Here is a 15,270-nt window from a genome sequence, read left to right on the forward strand (position 1 = left end):
CCTCCCCGCGGCGGTCCGCCCGGGAGGGGGGTCCGCTGCGGCTCGGACAACACTCCGGAGGGATTGCCGCCGCCGCGCGGGGAACCGCCCGACAGCCCCCGCAGCGCGCGATCCTTCCGGAGTGCTGTCCGCCGCGGGCGGAAGCCCGGATCAGTGGAAGAAGTGCCGCTCCCCCGTGAAGAACATCGTCACGCCGGCCGCCTGGGCCGCCTTGATGACCTCGTCGTCGCGCACCGATCCGCCGGGCTGCACGATCGCGCGGATCCCGCCCTCGATCAGCACCGCCGGCCCATCCGCGAACGGGAAGAAGGCGTCGGATGCCGCTACGGAGCCGGCCGCGCGGTCGCCCGCCCGCTCGATCGCCAGGCGGCAGGAGTCCACGCGGTTGACCTGCCCCATCCCGATCCCGACGGTCGCGGAGTTCTGCGCCAGCACGATCGCGTTGGACTTCACGGCACGGCAGGCCTTCCACGCGAAGATGAGGTTCGTCATCTCCTCGTCGGCGGGCCGCTCGCCCGAGACCAGCTCCCAGTCCTTCGCGACGGCGTCGATGTCGCTCGGGAAGCGGTCGGCGTCCTGCAGCAGGAGCCCGCCCGACACGAGGCGGACGTCCATCTTCTCCTGCTCCCAGTCGGCGGGGAGCTGGAGCAGGCGCAGGTTCTTCTTCTCGGCGAAGACCTGCAGGGCGGCCGGCTCGAACGCGGGCGCCACGATCACCTCGGTGAAGATGTCGCGCAGGTTCTCGGCCATCTTGAGCGTGACGGGCCGGTTGGCGGCGATGACCCCGCCGAAGGCCGAGACCGGGTCGCACTCGTGCGCGCGCAGGTGGGCGCTCGCGATCGGGTCGAGCGCGTTGGGGGCGGCCACGGCGATGCCGCACGGGTTGGCGTGCTTGATGATCGCGACCGCCGGCTTGACCATGTCGAACGCGGCCCGCAGCGCGGCGTCCGCATCGACGTAGTTGTTGTAGCTCATCTCCTTGCCCTGCAGCTGCGTCGCCTGCGCGATGCCGTGGCCGCCCAGGCGCGTGTAGATCGCGGCACGCTGGTGCGAGTTCTCGCCGTAGCGCAGGTTGGCCAGGCGCTCGGCCTTGATCGTGAGGTGCGCGGGCAGGTCGACGTCGTCGGCCAGCGTGCCCTCCGCGAACCACGCCGCGACGGCCGTGTCGTACGCGGCGGTGTGCGCGAACGCACGGGCCGCGAGCTCGCGGCGCTGGCTGAGGCTCGTGCCGCCCGTGCGCACCGCCTCGATGATCGCCGGGTACGACTCGGGCGAGACGACGATGGCGACGTTCGCGTGGTTCTTCGCCGACGCGCGCACCATCGCCGGGCCGCCGATGTCGATCTGCTCGACGACGTCGTCGCCCTCGGCGCCCGAGGCGACGGTCTCGACGAACGGGTACAGGTTCACCACGACGAGCTCGAACGGCGCGATGCCGAGCTCGCCCAGCTGCCGCTCGTGGTCCTCCAGGCGCAGGTCGGCGAGAAGGCCCGCGTGCACGCTCGGGTGGAGGGTCTTCACGCGGCCGTCGAGCGACTCGGGGAAGCCCGTGACGCTCGAGACGTCGGTGACGGCGTACCCGGCGTCGCGGACGGTCGAGGCGGTGGAGCCCGTCGAGACGATCTCGACGCCCGCCTCGGAGAGCGCCGCCGCGAGTTCGAGCAGGGCGGTCTTGTCGCTCACCGAGACGAGTGCGCGGCGGATCGGGACGATGTCCCGGTCGCGGTAGAGGGTCGGGTCGTGACGGGGGCCTGCCATGGCTGCTCCTTCGCGGGTGGGCGGTACGGGCGGACGATGCCGCCCCGGGGTGTCAGGGTCGGGATGCCGCGGAAATCGCGGTCAGGTCGATCGCGCCGTCGGCGATGTCGCGCACGACGTCGATGAGCAGGCGCCGCTCGACGGGCTTGATCCGCTCGTGCAGCGTGTGCTCGGTGTCGCCGGGCACGACGGCGATGCGCTCCTGGGCCAGCACGGGGCCGGTGTCGACGCCGGCGTCGACGACGATGACGCTCGCACCGGTCTGCGTCGCGCCGGCGGCGAGGGCGTCGCGCACGGCGTGGGCCCCGGGGAACTCGGGCAGAAACGCCGGGTGCGTGTTGATGAGGCGCGGCGCGTGCGCGGCGACGACGCCGCTCGGCAGAAGCCTCATGAGCCCGCTCAGCACGACGAGGTCGGGGGACCACACCGCGAGCTGCCGGGAGAGCTCCTCCCCCCAGGCCGCCCGGCTCTCGAACTGCTCGTAGGGGACGAGGAACGTGGGGATGCCGAAGTGCTGCGCGTGGGCGAAGCCCTCGGCCTCGCGGTCGGCCCCCACCGCCACGATGCGGGCGGGGTAATCGGGGTGGCTCGCGGCCTCGAGGAGAGCACGGAGGTTGGATCCCGTGCCCGAGATGAGAACGGCGACCGTGAGCACCCGGCAAGTCTAGTGGGGCCCCGCGTGCTCCGCCGGGCGCTCGTGCGCCGCCGGGCGCGCGTGCTCCGCCGGGCGCGCGGTCAGCGCGCGCGGGGACAACAGGAGGATCGCGCAGCCGATGAGCACCTCGATCCCCACGGCGAGGGCGACCGCCCCGGGGTGGGGGCCGACCTCCGCCAGCCGCCCGGGACCCATCGCCCCGTGCGCCGCGGCGGCGAGGCCGGCCGCCGCGGCGGCGGTCACGGCGGGGATCGCCAGGGCGGCGGCGATGCGCGGGCCCCACGGATCGCCCGACGTGCCGTGCGTACGGCGGGAGTCGCGGGCCGCGCGCGGGACGACGAGGATCGCGGCGAGATCCGACCGCGCCACCCAGCCCGCGAAGGCCCCCACGCCCACCGGCAGCAGGGCGACGAGGAGCAGCCACGGCGACGACACCTCAGGCAGGGCGCCGAGCACGGGGATGCCGGGGACGAGGCCCGCCTCCGTGCCTGCGGGGCTGACCGGGGCCCCCTCCCCGAGCCAGAAGCCGGCCCCCGTGCCCCAGGCCAGCGCCCATACGACCAGCGTGGGCACGTACGCCAGCTGCGCGAGGGTCAGCACGCCCGCGCCGAGCGCGTCGACGTTGCCCGCCTGGTAGAGCGCGATGATGTCGGCGCCGGAGGCGAAGACGGCCACGGCCAGGCCCACCGCGCCGAGCCCCACCAGGCCGAGCACGGAGACGGAGCCGGCGCGTGCGACGATGCCGGGCAGCTCGGGCCACGGGTCGGCGCGTCGGTCGAGCACTCCGCGCACGCGGTCGACGATGCCGTCGTCGCCGTCGCGCCACGCGATCGTCAGCGCGCCTAGCAGCACGCCGGCGACGTAGACGGCGGCCGGGAAGACGATCGCCTGCCAGAGGACGGGCTGCGCGACGGGGTTGAGAGAGGTGACCGCGACAAGGGCGGATGCCGCGGTCGACACGATCGCCGCGGCTCCCAGTCCGCTCGGCCACGAGCCGGACCGGGCCGCCCGGGCCCCCGAACGCGCCCCGAAGACGGCGGAGGCCAGCGCCACGGCGAGCGGCGCGAGCGAGAGCACGAAGCCCGCGGCATCCGGCGAGATCCCCGCGACGATGAGCTCGTCGGGGAGCGTGATCTGCTGGGGCACGAGGTGGCCGAGCTGCCAGATCGCCGCCGTCGCCGGCCACAGCGCACCCCAGTCGGCCGCCCCGCCCGACCCGAAGACCCAGATCAGCGTGAGGGGTGCCGCGATCGCCGCGAGGCCCACGGCCGCCTGGAGGGCGGCGTCGAGGGCGCACAGGAGAGCAACGAGGACGCGATTCATGCCGCCACGACCCTACCCGCCGGCCGTCGTGGCTCCGCACCGACCCGCGGGCCGCGCGGGTCGTGATCCGCGGCGGGGCCCCCGGGCCCACTCAGGCGAGCGGTTCGAGCACGAACATCTGGATGCGGCGGTCGGTCTTGCGGCGGTACTCGTCGTAGTCGGGCCACACCGCCGCGGCGCGGGCCCACCACTCGTCGTACTCCGCGCCCTCGAGCTCGCGCGCCGTGTAGTCCCGCTTGTCGGCGCCGTCCTGCAGCTCGACATGGGGGTTCTTGCGGATGTTCCAGTACCACTGCGGCGGCTCGGGGGCGCCGCCCTTGGACGCCACGACGGCATAGCGTCCCTCGTGCTCGACGCGCATGAGCGCCGTCTTGCGCAGGCCGCCGCTCTTGGCACCGACGGTCGTGAGGACGATGACGGGCACTCCGCGCAGCAGGTTGCCCTCTGTGCCGCCGCTGGCCTCGTAGGTCTCGGCCTGGGTGCGCGCCCATTCGGCCGTGCTGGGTAGGTATTCTCCGCTCAGGGGCATGGCGCCAGCATACGTGCACACGACGAAGGGGGCGGATGCCGCGGCATCCGCCCCCTTCGTGCGGTACCGGGGCTCAGAGCCCTTCGATGATCTCGCGCATGAGAGCGGCGGTCTCGGAGGGCGTCTTGCCGACCTTGACCCCGGCGGCCTCGAGGGCCTCCTTTTTGGCCTGCGCCGTGCCCGCGGAGCCGGAGACGATCGCGCCGGCGTGGCCCATCGTCTTGCCCTCGGGGGCGGTGAAGCCCGCGACGTATCCGACGACCGGCTTGGTGACGTTCTCCTTGATGAAGTCGGCCGCGCGCTCTTCGGCGTCGCCGCCGATCTCGCCGATCATGACGATCGCCTTCGTCTCGGGGTCGGCCTCGAACGCCGCCAGCGCGTCGATGTGCGTCGTGCCGATGATGGGGTCGCCGCCGATGCCGATCGCGGTCGAGAAACCGAGGTCGCGCAGCTCGAACATCATCTGGTAGGTCAGGGTGCCCGACTTCGACACGAGGCCGATCGGCCCCTTGCCGGTGATGTTGGCGGGCGTGATGCCCACGAGCGACTCGCCGGGGGTGATGATGCCTGGGCAGTTCGGGCCGATGATGCGCGTAGCGTTGCCCTTGCTCTGGGCGTAGGCCCAGGCCTCGGCACTGTCGCCGACCGGCACGCCCTCGGTGATGACGACGAGCAGCGGGATCTCGGCGTCGATGGCCTCGATCATGGCGTCCTTAGTGAACGCGGCGGGGACGAACGCGATCGACACGTCGGCGCCCGTCGCGGCCATGGCCTCGCCGACCGAGGCGAAGACGGGCAGCTCGACGGCGTTGCCCTCGGCATCCGTGTGCGACACCGTCGTGCCGGCCTTGCGGGCGTTGACGCCGCCGACGACCTGCGTGCCGGCCTTGAGCATGAGCGCCGTGTGCTTGGTGCCCTCGCCGCCGGTGATGCCCTGGACGATGACCTTGGAGTCCTTGTTGAGGAAGATCGACATTTCTCTGCGTTTCTTTTCGGGATGTCTCTGGTCAGGCGTTGGCGAGCTCGGCGGCCTTGTCGGCGCCCTCGTCCATGGTCGAGGCGAGGGTCACCAGCGGGTGGGCGTAGTCGCGGAGGATTGCGCGGCCCTCCTCCACCCGGTTGCCGTCGAGACGCACGACGAGGGGCTTGGACGCCGTGTCGCCGAGCGTGTCGAGCGCGCCGACGATGCCGTTCGCGACGGCGTCGCACGCCGTGATTCCGCCGAAGACGTTGACGAAGACGCTCTTGACCTGCGGGTCGCCGAGGATGACGTCCAGACCCGCCGCCATGATGGCCGCGGAGGCGCCGCCGCCGATGTCGAGGAAGTTGGCGGGGGTCACGCCGCCGTGCGCCTCGCCGGCGTACGCGACGACGTCGAGCGTCGACATGACCAGGCCCGCACCGTTGCCGATGATGCCGACCTGACCGTCGAGCTTGACGTAGTTGAGGTCGTGCTCCTTCGCCTTCGCCTCGAGCGGATCGGCGGCGGCCTTGTCCTCGAGCGCCTCGTGGTCGGGGTGGCGGAAGGCGGCGTTCTCGTCGATCGAGACCTTGCCGTCGAGGGCGATGATCTCGCCCTCCTCCGTCAGCACGAGCGGGTTGACCTCGACGAGCGTGGCGTCCTCGCCGGTGTAGACGGCGTAGAGCTTGATGAAGACGTCGGCCACCTTCGGGGCGAGATCGTCGTCGAAGCCCGCGGCCTTGGCGATCTCGAGCGCCTTCTCGGCGTCGATGCCCGTGAGCGGGTTCACCTCGATGCGCGCGAGCGCCTCGGGCTTCTCGACCGCCAGCTGCTCGATCTCCATGCCGCCCTCGACGCTGGCGAGGCTGAGGTACGAGCGGTTGGCGCGGTCGAGCAGCACCGAGAAGTAGTACTCCGTGGCGATCCTGGCGCCCGCGGCGACCATGACGCGTCCCACGACGTGGCCCTTGATGTCGAGGCCGAGGATCTGCTTCGCGGCCTCGTAGGCCTCATCGGGGGTCTTCGCGACCTTCACACCGCCCGCCTTGCCGCGACCGCCGACCTTCACCTGCGCCTTCACGACGACGACGCCGCCGATCTTCTCCGCTGCCGCCTTCGCCTCCTCGGCGGTGTCGGCGATGATGCCCGGGAGAACCGGCACCTCGTACTTCTCGAATAGATCGCGTGCCTGGTACTCGTAGAGATCCACGTAGCTCGTCCTTCAGTGGGCAACGGGTTCGAGACGCGAGAAAACGTCTCGACGTCGAGATATCGACCGGTGCCCCAGCCTACTACCGGCGGGCGGGCGACCTCGAACCGTCGGCGCCGTCGGTTCGCACCGGGGCGCCGCCCCGGCCGTTCCCCTCGCCCTCGAGCGCGCCGCGTCCCAGCCGACGCAGGTCCTCGACGGCGGGGCCCTCCAGACGGGTGCCGTCGGGTGCGAAGCGCGAGGCGTGCAGAGGGCAGTCCCACGTGCATTCGGCGTCGTTCCACGCGAGCACGCCGCCGAGGTGCGGGCAGACCGCGCTCACGGCGCGGGTGACCCCGCCGACGGTGGACACGCCCACGGGGACACCGGCGCGGTTGCCGACCGCCCCCTCCCCCTCCGCCGGTCGCGGGAGCGGCACGGGCGTCGCCTCGGCGAGGGTCCAGCCGCGCGCCGCCTCCCTCCCCACGAGGGCGTTCTCCCGGAGGCCGCGGCCCAGATCGGCCGGCACGGTGAGTCGGGTCCCGAGCGCGATCATCCACGCGGGCCGCTCCCGGAACGGGACGCCCGCGATCTCGGCGGCGAGGCGCAGCGCCGCCGCCGGCCCGTTCGTGAGGCCCCACTTGTTGAACCCGGTCGCGAAGCGCACACGGCCGAGCGTCCGCGGCATCGCGCCGACGAAGGGCACGAGGTTGTGCGATTCATAGTCCTGCGCCGACCAGCGGTGCGTCTCGCGAGCACCCGGGAAGTGCCGGCTCGTCCAGTCGACGAGCTCGTCGTACAGAGCCGACTCCGAGCGGGCCCGGCCTACGGGGTGCCCACCGCCGCCGACGATCAGCCGCGCCCGCCCGGACGGACCGTCCGCCGGCGAGACGGCGCGGATGGAGTGCGACGGCTCGTCGAGCGAGAGGTACATCCCTTCGGGAACGTCGCCGTCGACGTCGAACGCGACGCACAGCGAGCGCATGCCCCGCGTCTTGGCGAAGTACAGGCCACGGTCGATGATCGGGGTGCCCGTCGCGAGCACGATGCGATCCGCGCGCAGCGCCCCGGCATCCGTCTGAACCATCGCGTGCGGCACGGCGTGCACATCGCACACGCGCGTGGCGGTGTGCAGCGTGCCGCCCGCGGCGACGAAGGCGCGGGCCAGCGCATCGGCGACGGCCACCGGGTCGATGGCGATCTGGTTCTCGAGCACGGCGGCGCCGGCGACGGGGAAGGGCGCATCCTCGATCTCGGACGCGTCCCGCCACTGCACCGGCAGTCCCGCCTCGACGCCGGCGCGGATCTGCTCCCGCACTCCCGGAAGGGCATCGGCCGACTCGGCGAAGGAGTAGGCGGCACGACGGGTGAAGGGCACCCCCTCCTCCTCCGCGAACGCGGTCAGCCATTCCTGCCCCGCGCGATTGCTGTCGACGTACGCGCGGACGAGCGACGCCGAGTGGTGCCGGCGGAGCTGCCCGAGCACACTCCCCTGCAGCAGGGAGACCTTGCCCGTGTTCGCCCCCGTCGACAGCTCGGCGACGTCGCCGGCCTCGACGACCGCCACGTCACGGCCGGAGCGGGCGAGCATGAGCGCCGTGCTGAGTCCTGTGATGCCGGCGCCGACGACGACGACCTCGTGCCGCCCCGGGGCGAACGGTGTCGGGGGGACGGGAGTGCGGCCTGCGCGCCAGAGCGATGACATGCTGCTCAGTGAACCGGCGTCCCCGCGCCGCCGGCAACGGGCTTGACAGCGCGGCGAGCGGTGGAACCGGGTTCCTCCGGTCGCGTCCTCGATACCGCTGGCGCCCCCGGTGCGGGTCTAGGCTTGCCGATTGAGATGAGCGAGACACCGTCCCCGTCCGCCGCGCGCACCACCGTCGTCGCCGCGGCTCTCGACCTGTTCGCCCAGCACGGGTTCGAGGCGACCTCGGTCGAGCAGATCGCCAGGGCCGCGGGTGTCTCGCGGTCCACCTTCTTCCGCCAGTTCGGCGGCAAGGAGGATGTCGTCTTCGCCGATCACGAGGCGCTGCTCGACGAGCTTCGGGCCTACCTCGGCCGCGGCCACGACAATCCCTGGCTCGCCGTGTGCGAGGCCTCGCTGCGCGCCTATCGGCACTTCGCGCACGACCCGCAGGTCGCGCGGCTGCGATACGAGATCGTCCGGCACGTGCCCGCCCTGCGCGACCGCGAGATCGTCACGGTCTTCCGCTACGAGAGGCTGTTCGACGACTATCTGCGCCAGGCGCTGCCCGACGTCGAGCCGATCGACGCCGTCGGGTTCGCCGCGCTCGTGACGGCCCTCCACAACCACGTCCTGCGCCGCCTGCTGCGCGGCACCAGGCGCGTGCCCGTGTCGGTGCTCAAGGACGCGCTCGACGAGGCCCTGCGCCGCTATGGCGTGCACCCGGAGCCGGCCGCTGCCGCCCCCGACGACGTCGTCGTCGCGGTCTTCCCCCGCGCGATGCCGGCCGCCGAGATCGCCCGCCGCGTGCGCGCGGAACTGGACGCCTGACCCGGCGATTCGAGTACCGGTGAAACCGCGTACCGCGTTTGCCGGTACCGGATGCCGCGGAGTACCCTTCCGGCATGACAACCGCGGTCGGCGCCGACGCCGAGTCCCTGCCCGGTGAGCGCGTGCGCTCCTACGACGTCGACGCACGCCTCGGCACCGACTACTACGCCGTCTTCGCCGATGTCGCGGACGAGGACCGGACGGTCTGGGAACGCGCGCAGGCGTTCGCCGACGAGGTGGCGCCCCGCATGCGCGAGGCGTGGGACCGCGCCGAGTACCCGCTGGACGTCGCACGTCGGATGGGCGAGCTCGACCTGGTCACCGACGGCATCGACCACGCGGGGCTCACGCGCCTGAGCCCGCTCGGGGCGGGGCTGGTCAACATGGAGTTCTCCCGCGGGGACGGATCCCTCGGGACGATGCTCGCGGTGCAGGGCGGGCTCGCCCTGCGCACCCTCGCGCTGTTCGGAAGCGACGCGCAGAAGGCCGCGTGGCTGCAGCCGCTCGCGCGCGCCGAGGTGCTGGGCGCGTTCGCGCTGACGGAGCCCGACCACGGCTCCGACTCCGTCTCGCTCGAGACGACCGCCCGCCGCGTGAGGACCGACGACGGCGGCGAGTGGGTCATCCGGGGCGCGAAGAAGTGGATCGGCAACGGAGCGTCGGGCGGCGTGACCTTCGTCTGGGCACGCGTGGACGACCCCGGCGCCGACGACCACGGAGCCGTGCGCTGCTTCCTCGTCGAGCAGGACCGCCCGGGCTACACCGGGACGCCGATCCTCGGCAAGGTGTCGCTGCGCGGCATCCACCAGGCCCGCATCACCCTCGACGACGTGCACGTGCCGCTCGAGGCGATGCTTCCCGGCGCCCGCACCTTCAAGGACGCCTCGACGGTGCTCTACGCCACGCGCTCCGGGGTCGCGTGGTCGGCGCTCGGGCACGCCACCGCCTGCTACGAGGCCGCCCTGTCGTACTCCCGCCAGCGCACGCAGTTCGGCAAGCCGCTCGCGAGGTTCCAGATGGTGCAGGAGAGGCTCGCGCGGATGCTCGAGGAGCTCACGGCGATGCAGCTCTACTGCCGCCGCCTCGCCGACCTCGAGGCATCCGGCATCCTGCGCCCCACCCAGGCGTCGCTCGCGAAGTTCCACAACACCCGCGCGGCGCGGCGCATCGCGGCGAGCGCCCGCGACCTGCTCGGCGGCAACGGCATCCTGATCGAGAACGTCGTGATGCAGCACATGGCCGACATCGAGGCGATCCACACCTACGAGGGGACCGAGTCGGTCCAGGCCCTGCTCATCGGCCGCGACATCACGGGGGTGAGCGCCTTCGCCTGAGGGCGCCCCCACGAGGGGGTCAGGGCGTGTCCTGCGACTCCGCCTGCTGGTCGGCGATCTGCCGGCGCACGTCGTCCATGTCCAGGCCGCGCACGCCGTCGATGACCTGCTGCAGAGCCGCGGCGGGCAGGGCGCCCGGCTGAGCGAAGACGATGATGCCGTCGCGGAAGGCCATCAGCGTGGGGATGGAGGTGATGTTGAAGCCGGCGGCGAGCTGCTGCTGCGCCTCGGTGTCGATCTTGCCGAAGACGATGTCGGGATGCTCCTCGGCGGCCTTCTCGAAGACGGGGGCGAACATGCGGCACGGACCGCACCACGCCGCCCAGAAGTCGAGCAGCACGATGCCCTCGCCGGAGACGGTGTCGGTGATGTTGTCGATCGTGATCTCAGTCGTGGCCATGCCACCATGGTACCCCCAGGGGTACGGGGGCGGCCCGGAGGCGGGCCTCAGAGCGGCACACGGCGCATCGCCGAGCAAGGGCTGGGATGCCGCGACGTCCGCCGCTACGGTCGTCGTATGGCTCTCTTCGGCTCCACGCCCCGCACGGTCAGGCTCGAGGGGTCGCGCGTCGACCTCGAGGCGCGGCGCGCGCCGTGGAGCCTGTGGGCCGACGGATTCGGCCGACTCGCGATCCGCTCCCTGCAGATCATCGTCGTGCTGCTCATCGCCGCGGCGCTCATCGTCGGCACGCAGCAGATCACAGTCGTCACGATCCCCGTCGTCATCGCCCTGATCCTCGCCTCCGCGTTCGCTCCCGTCATGGGGTGGATGCGCCGGCACGGCGTGCCCTCCCTGCTGGCGACGATCGTGACCCTGCTGACCATCGTCGTGCTGCTCGGGCTCGTCGGCTGGCTGCTCGTGTGGGCGGTGCGCAACCAGTGGGACGAGCTGTACGGGCAGGCCGAGGAGGGCGTGCAGCAGGTCATCGCATGGATCGGCACGCTGCCCTTCGAGATCGACCAGGCGCAGATCGACGAGTGGATCGCGAGCGCGACCGACTTCGTCACGAGCGCGCAGTTCGGATCGGGCGCGCTGGCCGGCGTGAGCGCGGTCGCCAACTTCATCACCGGCTTCGTGCTGCTCGTCGTCGTCCTCTTCTTCTTCCTCAAGGACGGCCCCCAGCTGTGGGAGTTCCTGCTTCGCCCCTTCCGCGGCGCCCACTACGCCCGGGCCCGCCGCATCGGCGACAAGACGGTGACGACCCTCGGGTCCTACATCCGCGGCACCGCGGCGGTGGCCTTCGTCGATGCCGTGGGAATCGGCATCGGCCTCGTCATCCTGCAGGTGCCCCTCGCCCTGCCCCTCGCCGTGCTCGTCTTCCTCCTGGCGTTCATCCCGATCGTCGGCGCGACCCTCGCCGGCATCCTCGCCGCCCTCGTCGCCCTCGTCTCGAACGGCCTCGTCAACGCTCTCTTCGTCGTCGGGATCGTCGTTCTCGTCAACCAGCTGGAGGGCAACTTCCTGCAGCCCGTGCTCATGGGCCGCACGCTCAAGCTCCACGCGTTCGTCGTCCTGATCGCCCTGACGATCGGCACCGTGCTCGGCGGCGTCCTCGGCGCGGTGCTCGCCGTGCCCATCACGGCGGTCGCCTGGGGCATCGCGCAGGTGTGGGACGGCGAGGACACCCCCGCCCGCTGGGCGCGCCAGAAGCGGGCCGAAGAGGTCGCGTAGCCCGGGACTGGAGCAGGAGCCGGACATGTCGCACGAGATCCCCGCACCGATGCTGGCCAAGGCGGTGGCCGACGTGCCCGAGCGGCCGGGGCTGAGCTTCGAGCCCAAGTGGGACGGGTTCCGCGTGCTCGTGTCATGGGACGGCGAGAGCGTCGAGCTGGGCTCCCGAGGCGCCAAGCCCCTGACCCGCTACTTCCCCGAACTCGTCGAGGCGATCCCGCGGCTGCTGCCCCGCCCCGCCCTCATCGACGGCGAGATCGTCGTCGCGCGCGGCGAGCCCGGCTCGCAGCGCCTGGACTGGGAGGCGCTGTCCCAGCGCATCCACCCCGCGCAGTCGCGCGTGCGCACGCTCGCCGCCGAGACCCCCGCCATGATCGTGGGGTTCGACCTCCTCGTCGACGGATCGGAGGACATCGCGGAGCGCCCCTTCGCCGAGCGACGTGAGCGGCTCGAGGCGCTCATGGCGGACGTGCCGCACCCCCTGCACCTGACCCGGACGACGACGGACGCCGCGCTCGCCCGGCACTGGCTCGCACGGTTCGAGGGCGCGGGTCTGGACGGCGTCGTCGCGAAGCCGCTCGATCAGCCGTACGCGCCGGGCAAGCGGGCGATGCTGAAGATCAAGCACGTGCGCACCGCCGACGTCATCGCCATCGGATACCGCGTGCACAAGAGCGGGCGCGGCGTGGGGTCACTGCTGGTGGGGCTCTACGACGCCGACGGCACCCTGCGCAGCGTCGGCGGGGTCGCCGCGTGGAGCGACCGGCGCCGGCTCGAGCTCGTGGACGAGCTGGCACCGCTGGTGGAGCGGGATGCCGACGGGGTCGCCGTCACGGGCGAGTCCGATCGCTCGCGTTTCTCCGGTGGCAAGGACGTCTCGTTCGTCAAGCTGCGACCGGAGCGGGTGCTCGAGGTGCGCTACGACCAGCTCGAGGGCATGCGCTTCCGGCACACCGTGCAGTTCGAGCGCTGGCGGCCCGACCGCGACGCGGCATCCTGTCGCTTCGACCAGCTCGAACAGGTCGCCGCCTACGACCTCGGGCGCGTGCTGGTCTGAGGATCGTCAGGCGTCGGGAGTGCGCGCGCGGCTCGGCTGCACGCGCGGGGGCTCCCCCGGCATCTTCGGGAACTCGGGCGGGAACGGCAGCTCGCCCAGTCCGTTCGCAAGGTCGCGCTCCCACCACTCGAGCAGGGTGTCGATGCTCCCGGGATGCGCGGAGAACTCCGCCCACGGGTCACCGCGCTCGGCGAGTCGCGCCGGGATGGTGCGAACCGTGAACGACGCGGGGTCGCACTCGTCGAGCTCGTCCCACTCGATCGGGGTCGACACGGTCGCCGTCGGCAGCGCGCGCGGCGAGTAGGCGCCCGCCATCGTGCGATCGCGGTTGGCCTGGTTGAAGTCGACGAAGATGCGCTCGCCGCGCTCCTCCTTCCACCAGTTCGTCGTCACCCGGTCGGGCATCCGCCGCTCGAGCTCGCGCCCCGCGGCGATCACGGCGTGGCGCACGTCGAGGAACTCGTGAGCCGGCTCGATGGGGCAGAACAGGTGGATGCCGCGGTTGCCGCTCGTCTTGATCCAGGACTCCAGGCCCGCCTCGCGCAGCACCTCGCGCAGCGCCCGCGCGGCGGGCACGGCCTGCGCGAAGCCGGTGCCGGGCTGGGGGTCGAGGTCGATGCGCATCTCGACGGGATTGTCGGTGTCGTCGGCGCGCGACGCCCACGGGTGGAACACGACCGTGTTCATCTGCACGGCCCACACCGCCGCCGCGGGCTCGGAGAGCACCACCTGCGGGTGGCGTCGGCCGCTGTTGTAGGTGACCGTGACGGCGCCGACGTAGTCGGGAGCGCCCTTCGGGGGGTTCTTGGAAAAGAAGCTCTCGCCGCCCACGGCGTCGGGGAAGCGCTCGAGCGACACGGGGCGGTCGCCGTTGGCGGCGAGGAAGGGCCCGGACACGCTCGTGATGTACTCGGCGAGCTCGCGCTTGGTGATGCCGACCTCGGGCCAGATCACGCGATCGGGGCTCGACAGCCCCACCTCGCGGTCGCCATTGGGACCCGGGACGGTGAGGGTGATGCGCTCGGACGCCATGGTCCCGACCCTAGGCCCCGCGCGCGGATCCGTCACCCTCGCGGAGGGGCCCGCGCCGGCTCACTCCGCCTTGGCGCCGCCCGGTTCGGGGCGGCCCGGTCCCGTGGTGCCGGATGCCGCAGCGGCAGCAGCGGGCTCGGGCAGCGCGAGGACGGGCGCGAGCACATCCCGGTCGAGCGCGAGCCACGGCCCCGCGGGGTCGACGATCACGCCGGCCATCTCGGGGTGGTCGCGCAGCGCCTTGCCCAGCTGAGCCGGAGGGAAGGGCAGCGGCCGATCGCCGCGCCCCATCGCGACGATCTCGAGCGGGTGCGAGTACACCTCGAGCAGGCGGCGGCCGTCGGCCGTGCGCGCCTCGGCGATGCCCATGCGGGGTGTCTCGCCCTCGGGGGCGGTGTTTCGCACCGCGACCCACACGGGTGTCTCGGCGAGCGCCTCGGCGAGCGAGGCCGCCACCTCGGGCGTGCGCGGCGCGGCCAGCAGCGTCTTCACGCGCATGGCCTCGTCGGCCTGCGTGAGCGCGGGCTCGAGCACGGTGCGCGGCAGGATCGCACGTGCCGGCGCGGAGGCGCCGTCGATCAGCAGACCGGCGTACGGGCCCGCGACGACGTGCTTGACGACGGCGAGCGCCGGCTGCGGGACGGCGGAGGTGTCGGTCTGGCCGTCGGCCCGCACGGCATCCTGCAGGGCGGAGCCGGAGCTGTAGGCGAGCACGAACTGGTCGTCGCCCCGCTTGGCCACGGCGAGGGGCAGCTCCTTGCCCTCCGCGAGCAGGGCACGGGCGTCGCCCCTGATGCGCAGGAAGACGTGGCCCTGCAGGAGCTGCCGCGCGACCTCGAGCAGCTGCGGCGCCGTCACCGGCTCGTCCAGCTCCGACAGCGCCTGCACGAGCAGCACGTTGTCCTTCATGCCCGGCACGCTCTCGCGCGCCGGCGGCGCCTCGGCCGGCGCGGAGCGGCGGGGCGGGGCGGCGGGCGCGATCGGGTCGGCGCCGGAGGCCTGCTGCGTCAGGCGAGCCTCGGACGCCTCGGGCGGGCGCACCGCCCCCACCCCCCGGAAGGTGGAGACCGAGATGTTCACCTGCGGCGCCGGCTCGGCGGCCGTGTCCTGCGCGCCGCCCTGCGGACCGCCCTCGACGGCGGAACCGCCCGGGGCGGGGGATTCGTCGGGCTGGGCGGGGATGGCCCCGTCGGCGGATGCCGCGGCATCCGTCGCCTTGGGGCGCCTCGAGAAGAGAGCCATCGC

At 72.7% G+C, this 15,270-nt stretch carries 14 protein-coding genes; 4 read left to right on the forward strand and 10 right to left on the reverse strand.

The window, feature by feature from the left end; genetic code table 11:
- Positions 1-150: 150 nt before the first annotated feature.
- The 7 genes from purH to ACIGCK_RS05815 all read right to left on the reverse strand — a co-directional run bounded on the left by purH (position 151) and on the right by ACIGCK_RS05815 (position 8,120).
- The gene (gene purH / locus ACIGCK_RS05785; protein WP_330170279.1) at positions 151-1,758 is read right to left on the reverse strand and encodes a bifunctional phosphoribosylaminoimidazolecarboxamide formyltransferase/IMP cyclohydrolase; all 1,608 of its coding nucleotides are present in this window, start codon (positions 1,756-1,758) and stop codon (positions 151-153) included.
- A gap of 52 nt (positions 1,759-1,810) precedes the next feature.
- Positions 1,811-2,413 carry a phosphoribosylglycinamide formyltransferase gene (gene purN / locus ACIGCK_RS05790; protein WP_396664535.1) on the reverse strand — a complete coding sequence of 201 codons (603 nt, stop codon included), beginning with the start codon at positions 2,411-2,413 and terminating at the stop codon, positions 1,811-1,813.
- 9 nt (positions 2,414-2,422) lie between these two features.
- Positions 2,423-3,736 (reverse strand): DUF6350 family protein, encoded by a 1,314-nt coding sequence (locus tag ACIGCK_RS05795; protein WP_396664536.1) that lies wholly within the window; start codon positions 3,734-3,736, stop codon positions 2,423-2,425.
- Between the two features lie 91 nt (positions 3,737-3,827).
- Positions 3,828-4,265 (reverse strand): nitroreductase family deazaflavin-dependent oxidoreductase, encoded by a 438-nt coding sequence (locus ACIGCK_RS05800; protein ID WP_330170282.1) that lies wholly within the window; start codon positions 4,263-4,265, stop codon positions 3,828-3,830.
- A gap of 73 nt (positions 4,266-4,338) precedes the next feature.
- Entirely contained in the window at positions 4,339-5,241 is a 903-nt protein-coding gene (gene sucD / locus ACIGCK_RS05805) for a succinate--CoA ligase subunit alpha (RefSeq protein WP_330170283.1), read from the reverse strand.
- A gap of 31 nt (positions 5,242-5,272) precedes the next feature.
- Positions 5,273-6,436 (reverse strand): ADP-forming succinate--CoA ligase subunit beta, encoded by a 1,164-nt coding sequence (gene sucC / locus ACIGCK_RS05810; protein WP_396664538.1) that lies wholly within the window; start codon positions 6,434-6,436, stop codon positions 5,273-5,275.
- An 82-nt stretch (positions 6,437-6,518) separates the two neighbouring features.
- A complete protein-coding gene (locus ACIGCK_RS05815) occupies positions 6,519-8,120 on the reverse strand; it encodes an FAD-dependent oxidoreductase (protein WP_396664539.1) in 1,602 nt (533 codons plus the stop codon).
- Between the two features lie 135 nt (positions 8,121-8,255).
- On the opposite strand from ACIGCK_RS05815, the gene ACIGCK_RS05820 reads away from it, so the two are divergent.
- Complete coding sequence (locus ACIGCK_RS05820; protein ID WP_330170286.1) at positions 8,256-8,930, forward strand: helix-turn-helix domain-containing protein; 675 nt, start codon at positions 8,256-8,258, stop codon at positions 8,928-8,930.
- A 74-nt stretch (positions 8,931-9,004) separates the two neighbouring features.
- The gene (locus ACIGCK_RS05825) at positions 9,005-10,264 is read left to right on the forward strand and encodes an acyl-CoA dehydrogenase family protein (protein WP_396664541.1); all 1,260 of its coding nucleotides are present in this window, start codon (positions 9,005-9,007) and stop codon (positions 10,262-10,264) included.
- A gap of 19 nt (positions 10,265-10,283) precedes the next feature.
- On the opposite strand, the gene trxA is transcribed toward ACIGCK_RS05825, so the two are convergent.
- Complete coding sequence (gene trxA / locus ACIGCK_RS05830) at positions 10,284-10,664, reverse strand: thioredoxin (protein WP_396664542.1); 381 nt, start codon at positions 10,662-10,664, stop codon at positions 10,284-10,286.
- 117 nt (positions 10,665-10,781) lie between these two features.
- Between trxA and ACIGCK_RS05835 the strand changes: the two genes are divergently transcribed.
- Both ACIGCK_RS05835 and ACIGCK_RS05840 read left to right on the forward strand, forming a co-directional pair.
- Positions 10,782-11,936, forward strand: a complete 1,155-nt coding sequence (locus ACIGCK_RS05835) for an AI-2E family transporter (RefSeq protein ID WP_396664544.1) — start codon at positions 10,782-10,784, stop codon at positions 11,934-11,936.
- A 25-nt stretch (positions 11,937-11,961) separates the two neighbouring features.
- Positions 11,962-12,993 (forward strand): ATP-dependent DNA ligase, encoded by a 1,032-nt coding sequence (locus ACIGCK_RS05840; RefSeq protein ID WP_396664546.1) that lies wholly within the window; start codon positions 11,962-11,964, stop codon positions 12,991-12,993.
- A 6-nt stretch (positions 12,994-12,999) separates the two neighbouring features.
- On the opposite strand, the gene ligD is transcribed toward ACIGCK_RS05840, so the two are convergent.
- Complete coding sequence (gene ligD, locus ACIGCK_RS05845) at positions 13,000-14,025, reverse strand: non-homologous end-joining DNA ligase (protein WP_396664548.1); 1,026 nt, start codon at positions 14,023-14,025, stop codon at positions 13,000-13,002.
- A 60-nt stretch (positions 14,026-14,085) separates the two neighbouring features.
- Positions 14,086-15,267: an SseB family protein gene (locus tag ACIGCK_RS05850; protein WP_396664550.1), complete on the reverse strand. Its 1,182-nt coding sequence runs from the start codon at positions 15,265-15,267 to the stop codon at positions 14,086-14,088.
- Between the last annotated feature and the right edge of the window lie 3 nt (positions 15,268-15,270).

The sequence above is a fragment of the Microbacterium sp. NPDC078428 genome (assembly GCF_044542535.1).
GTDB lineage: Bacteria > Actinomycetota > Actinomycetes > Actinomycetales > Microbacteriaceae > Microbacterium > Microbacterium limosum.

What these genes read in the sequence shown, in the direction of transcription:
- ligD (WP_396664548.1), bottom strand. Translation starts at nt 14,025, where the DNA reads ATGGCGTCCGAGCGCATCACCCTCACCGTCCCGGGTCCCAATGGCGAC.
- ACIGCK_RS05825 (WP_396664541.1), top strand. Translation starts at nt 9,005, where the DNA reads ATGACAACCGCGGTCGGCGCCGACGCCGAGTCCCTGCCCGGTGAGCGC.
- ACIGCK_RS05820 (WP_330170286.1), top strand. Translation starts at nt 8,256, where the DNA reads ATGAGCGAGACACCGTCCCCGTCCGCCGCGCGCACCACCGTCGTCGCC.
- ACIGCK_RS05835 (WP_396664544.1), top strand. Translation starts at nt 10,782, where the DNA reads ATGGCTCTCTTCGGCTCCACGCCCCGCACGGTCAGGCTCGAGGGGTCG.
- sucD (WP_330170283.1), bottom strand. Translation starts at nt 5,241, where the DNA reads ATGTCGATCTTCCTCAACAAGGACTCCAAGGTCATCGTCCAGGGCATC.
- ACIGCK_RS05800 (WP_330170282.1), bottom strand. Translation starts at nt 4,265, where the DNA reads ATGCCCCTGAGCGGAGAATACCTACCCAGCACGGCCGAATGGGCGCGC.
- ACIGCK_RS05840 (WP_396664546.1), top strand. Translation starts at nt 11,962, where the DNA reads ATGTCGCACGAGATCCCCGCACCGATGCTGGCCAAGGCGGTGGCCGAC.
- ACIGCK_RS05850 (WP_396664550.1), bottom strand. Translation starts at nt 15,267, where the DNA reads ATGGCTCTCTTCTCGAGGCGCCCCAAGGCGACGGATGCCGCGGCATCC.
- trxA (WP_396664542.1), bottom strand. Translation starts at nt 10,664, where the DNA reads ATGGCCACGACTGAGATCACGATCGACAACATCACCGACACCGTCTCC.
- ACIGCK_RS05815 (WP_396664539.1), bottom strand. Translation starts at nt 8,120, where the DNA reads ATGTCATCGCTCTGGCGCGCAGGCCGCACTCCCGTCCCCCCGACACCG.
- ACIGCK_RS05795 (WP_396664536.1), bottom strand. Translation starts at nt 3,736, where the DNA reads ATGAATCGCGTCCTCGTTGCTCTCCTGTGCGCCCTCGACGCCGCCCTC.
- purH (WP_330170279.1), bottom strand. Translation starts at nt 1,758, where the DNA reads ATGGCAGGCCCCCGTCACGACCCGACCCTCTACCGCGACCGGGACATC.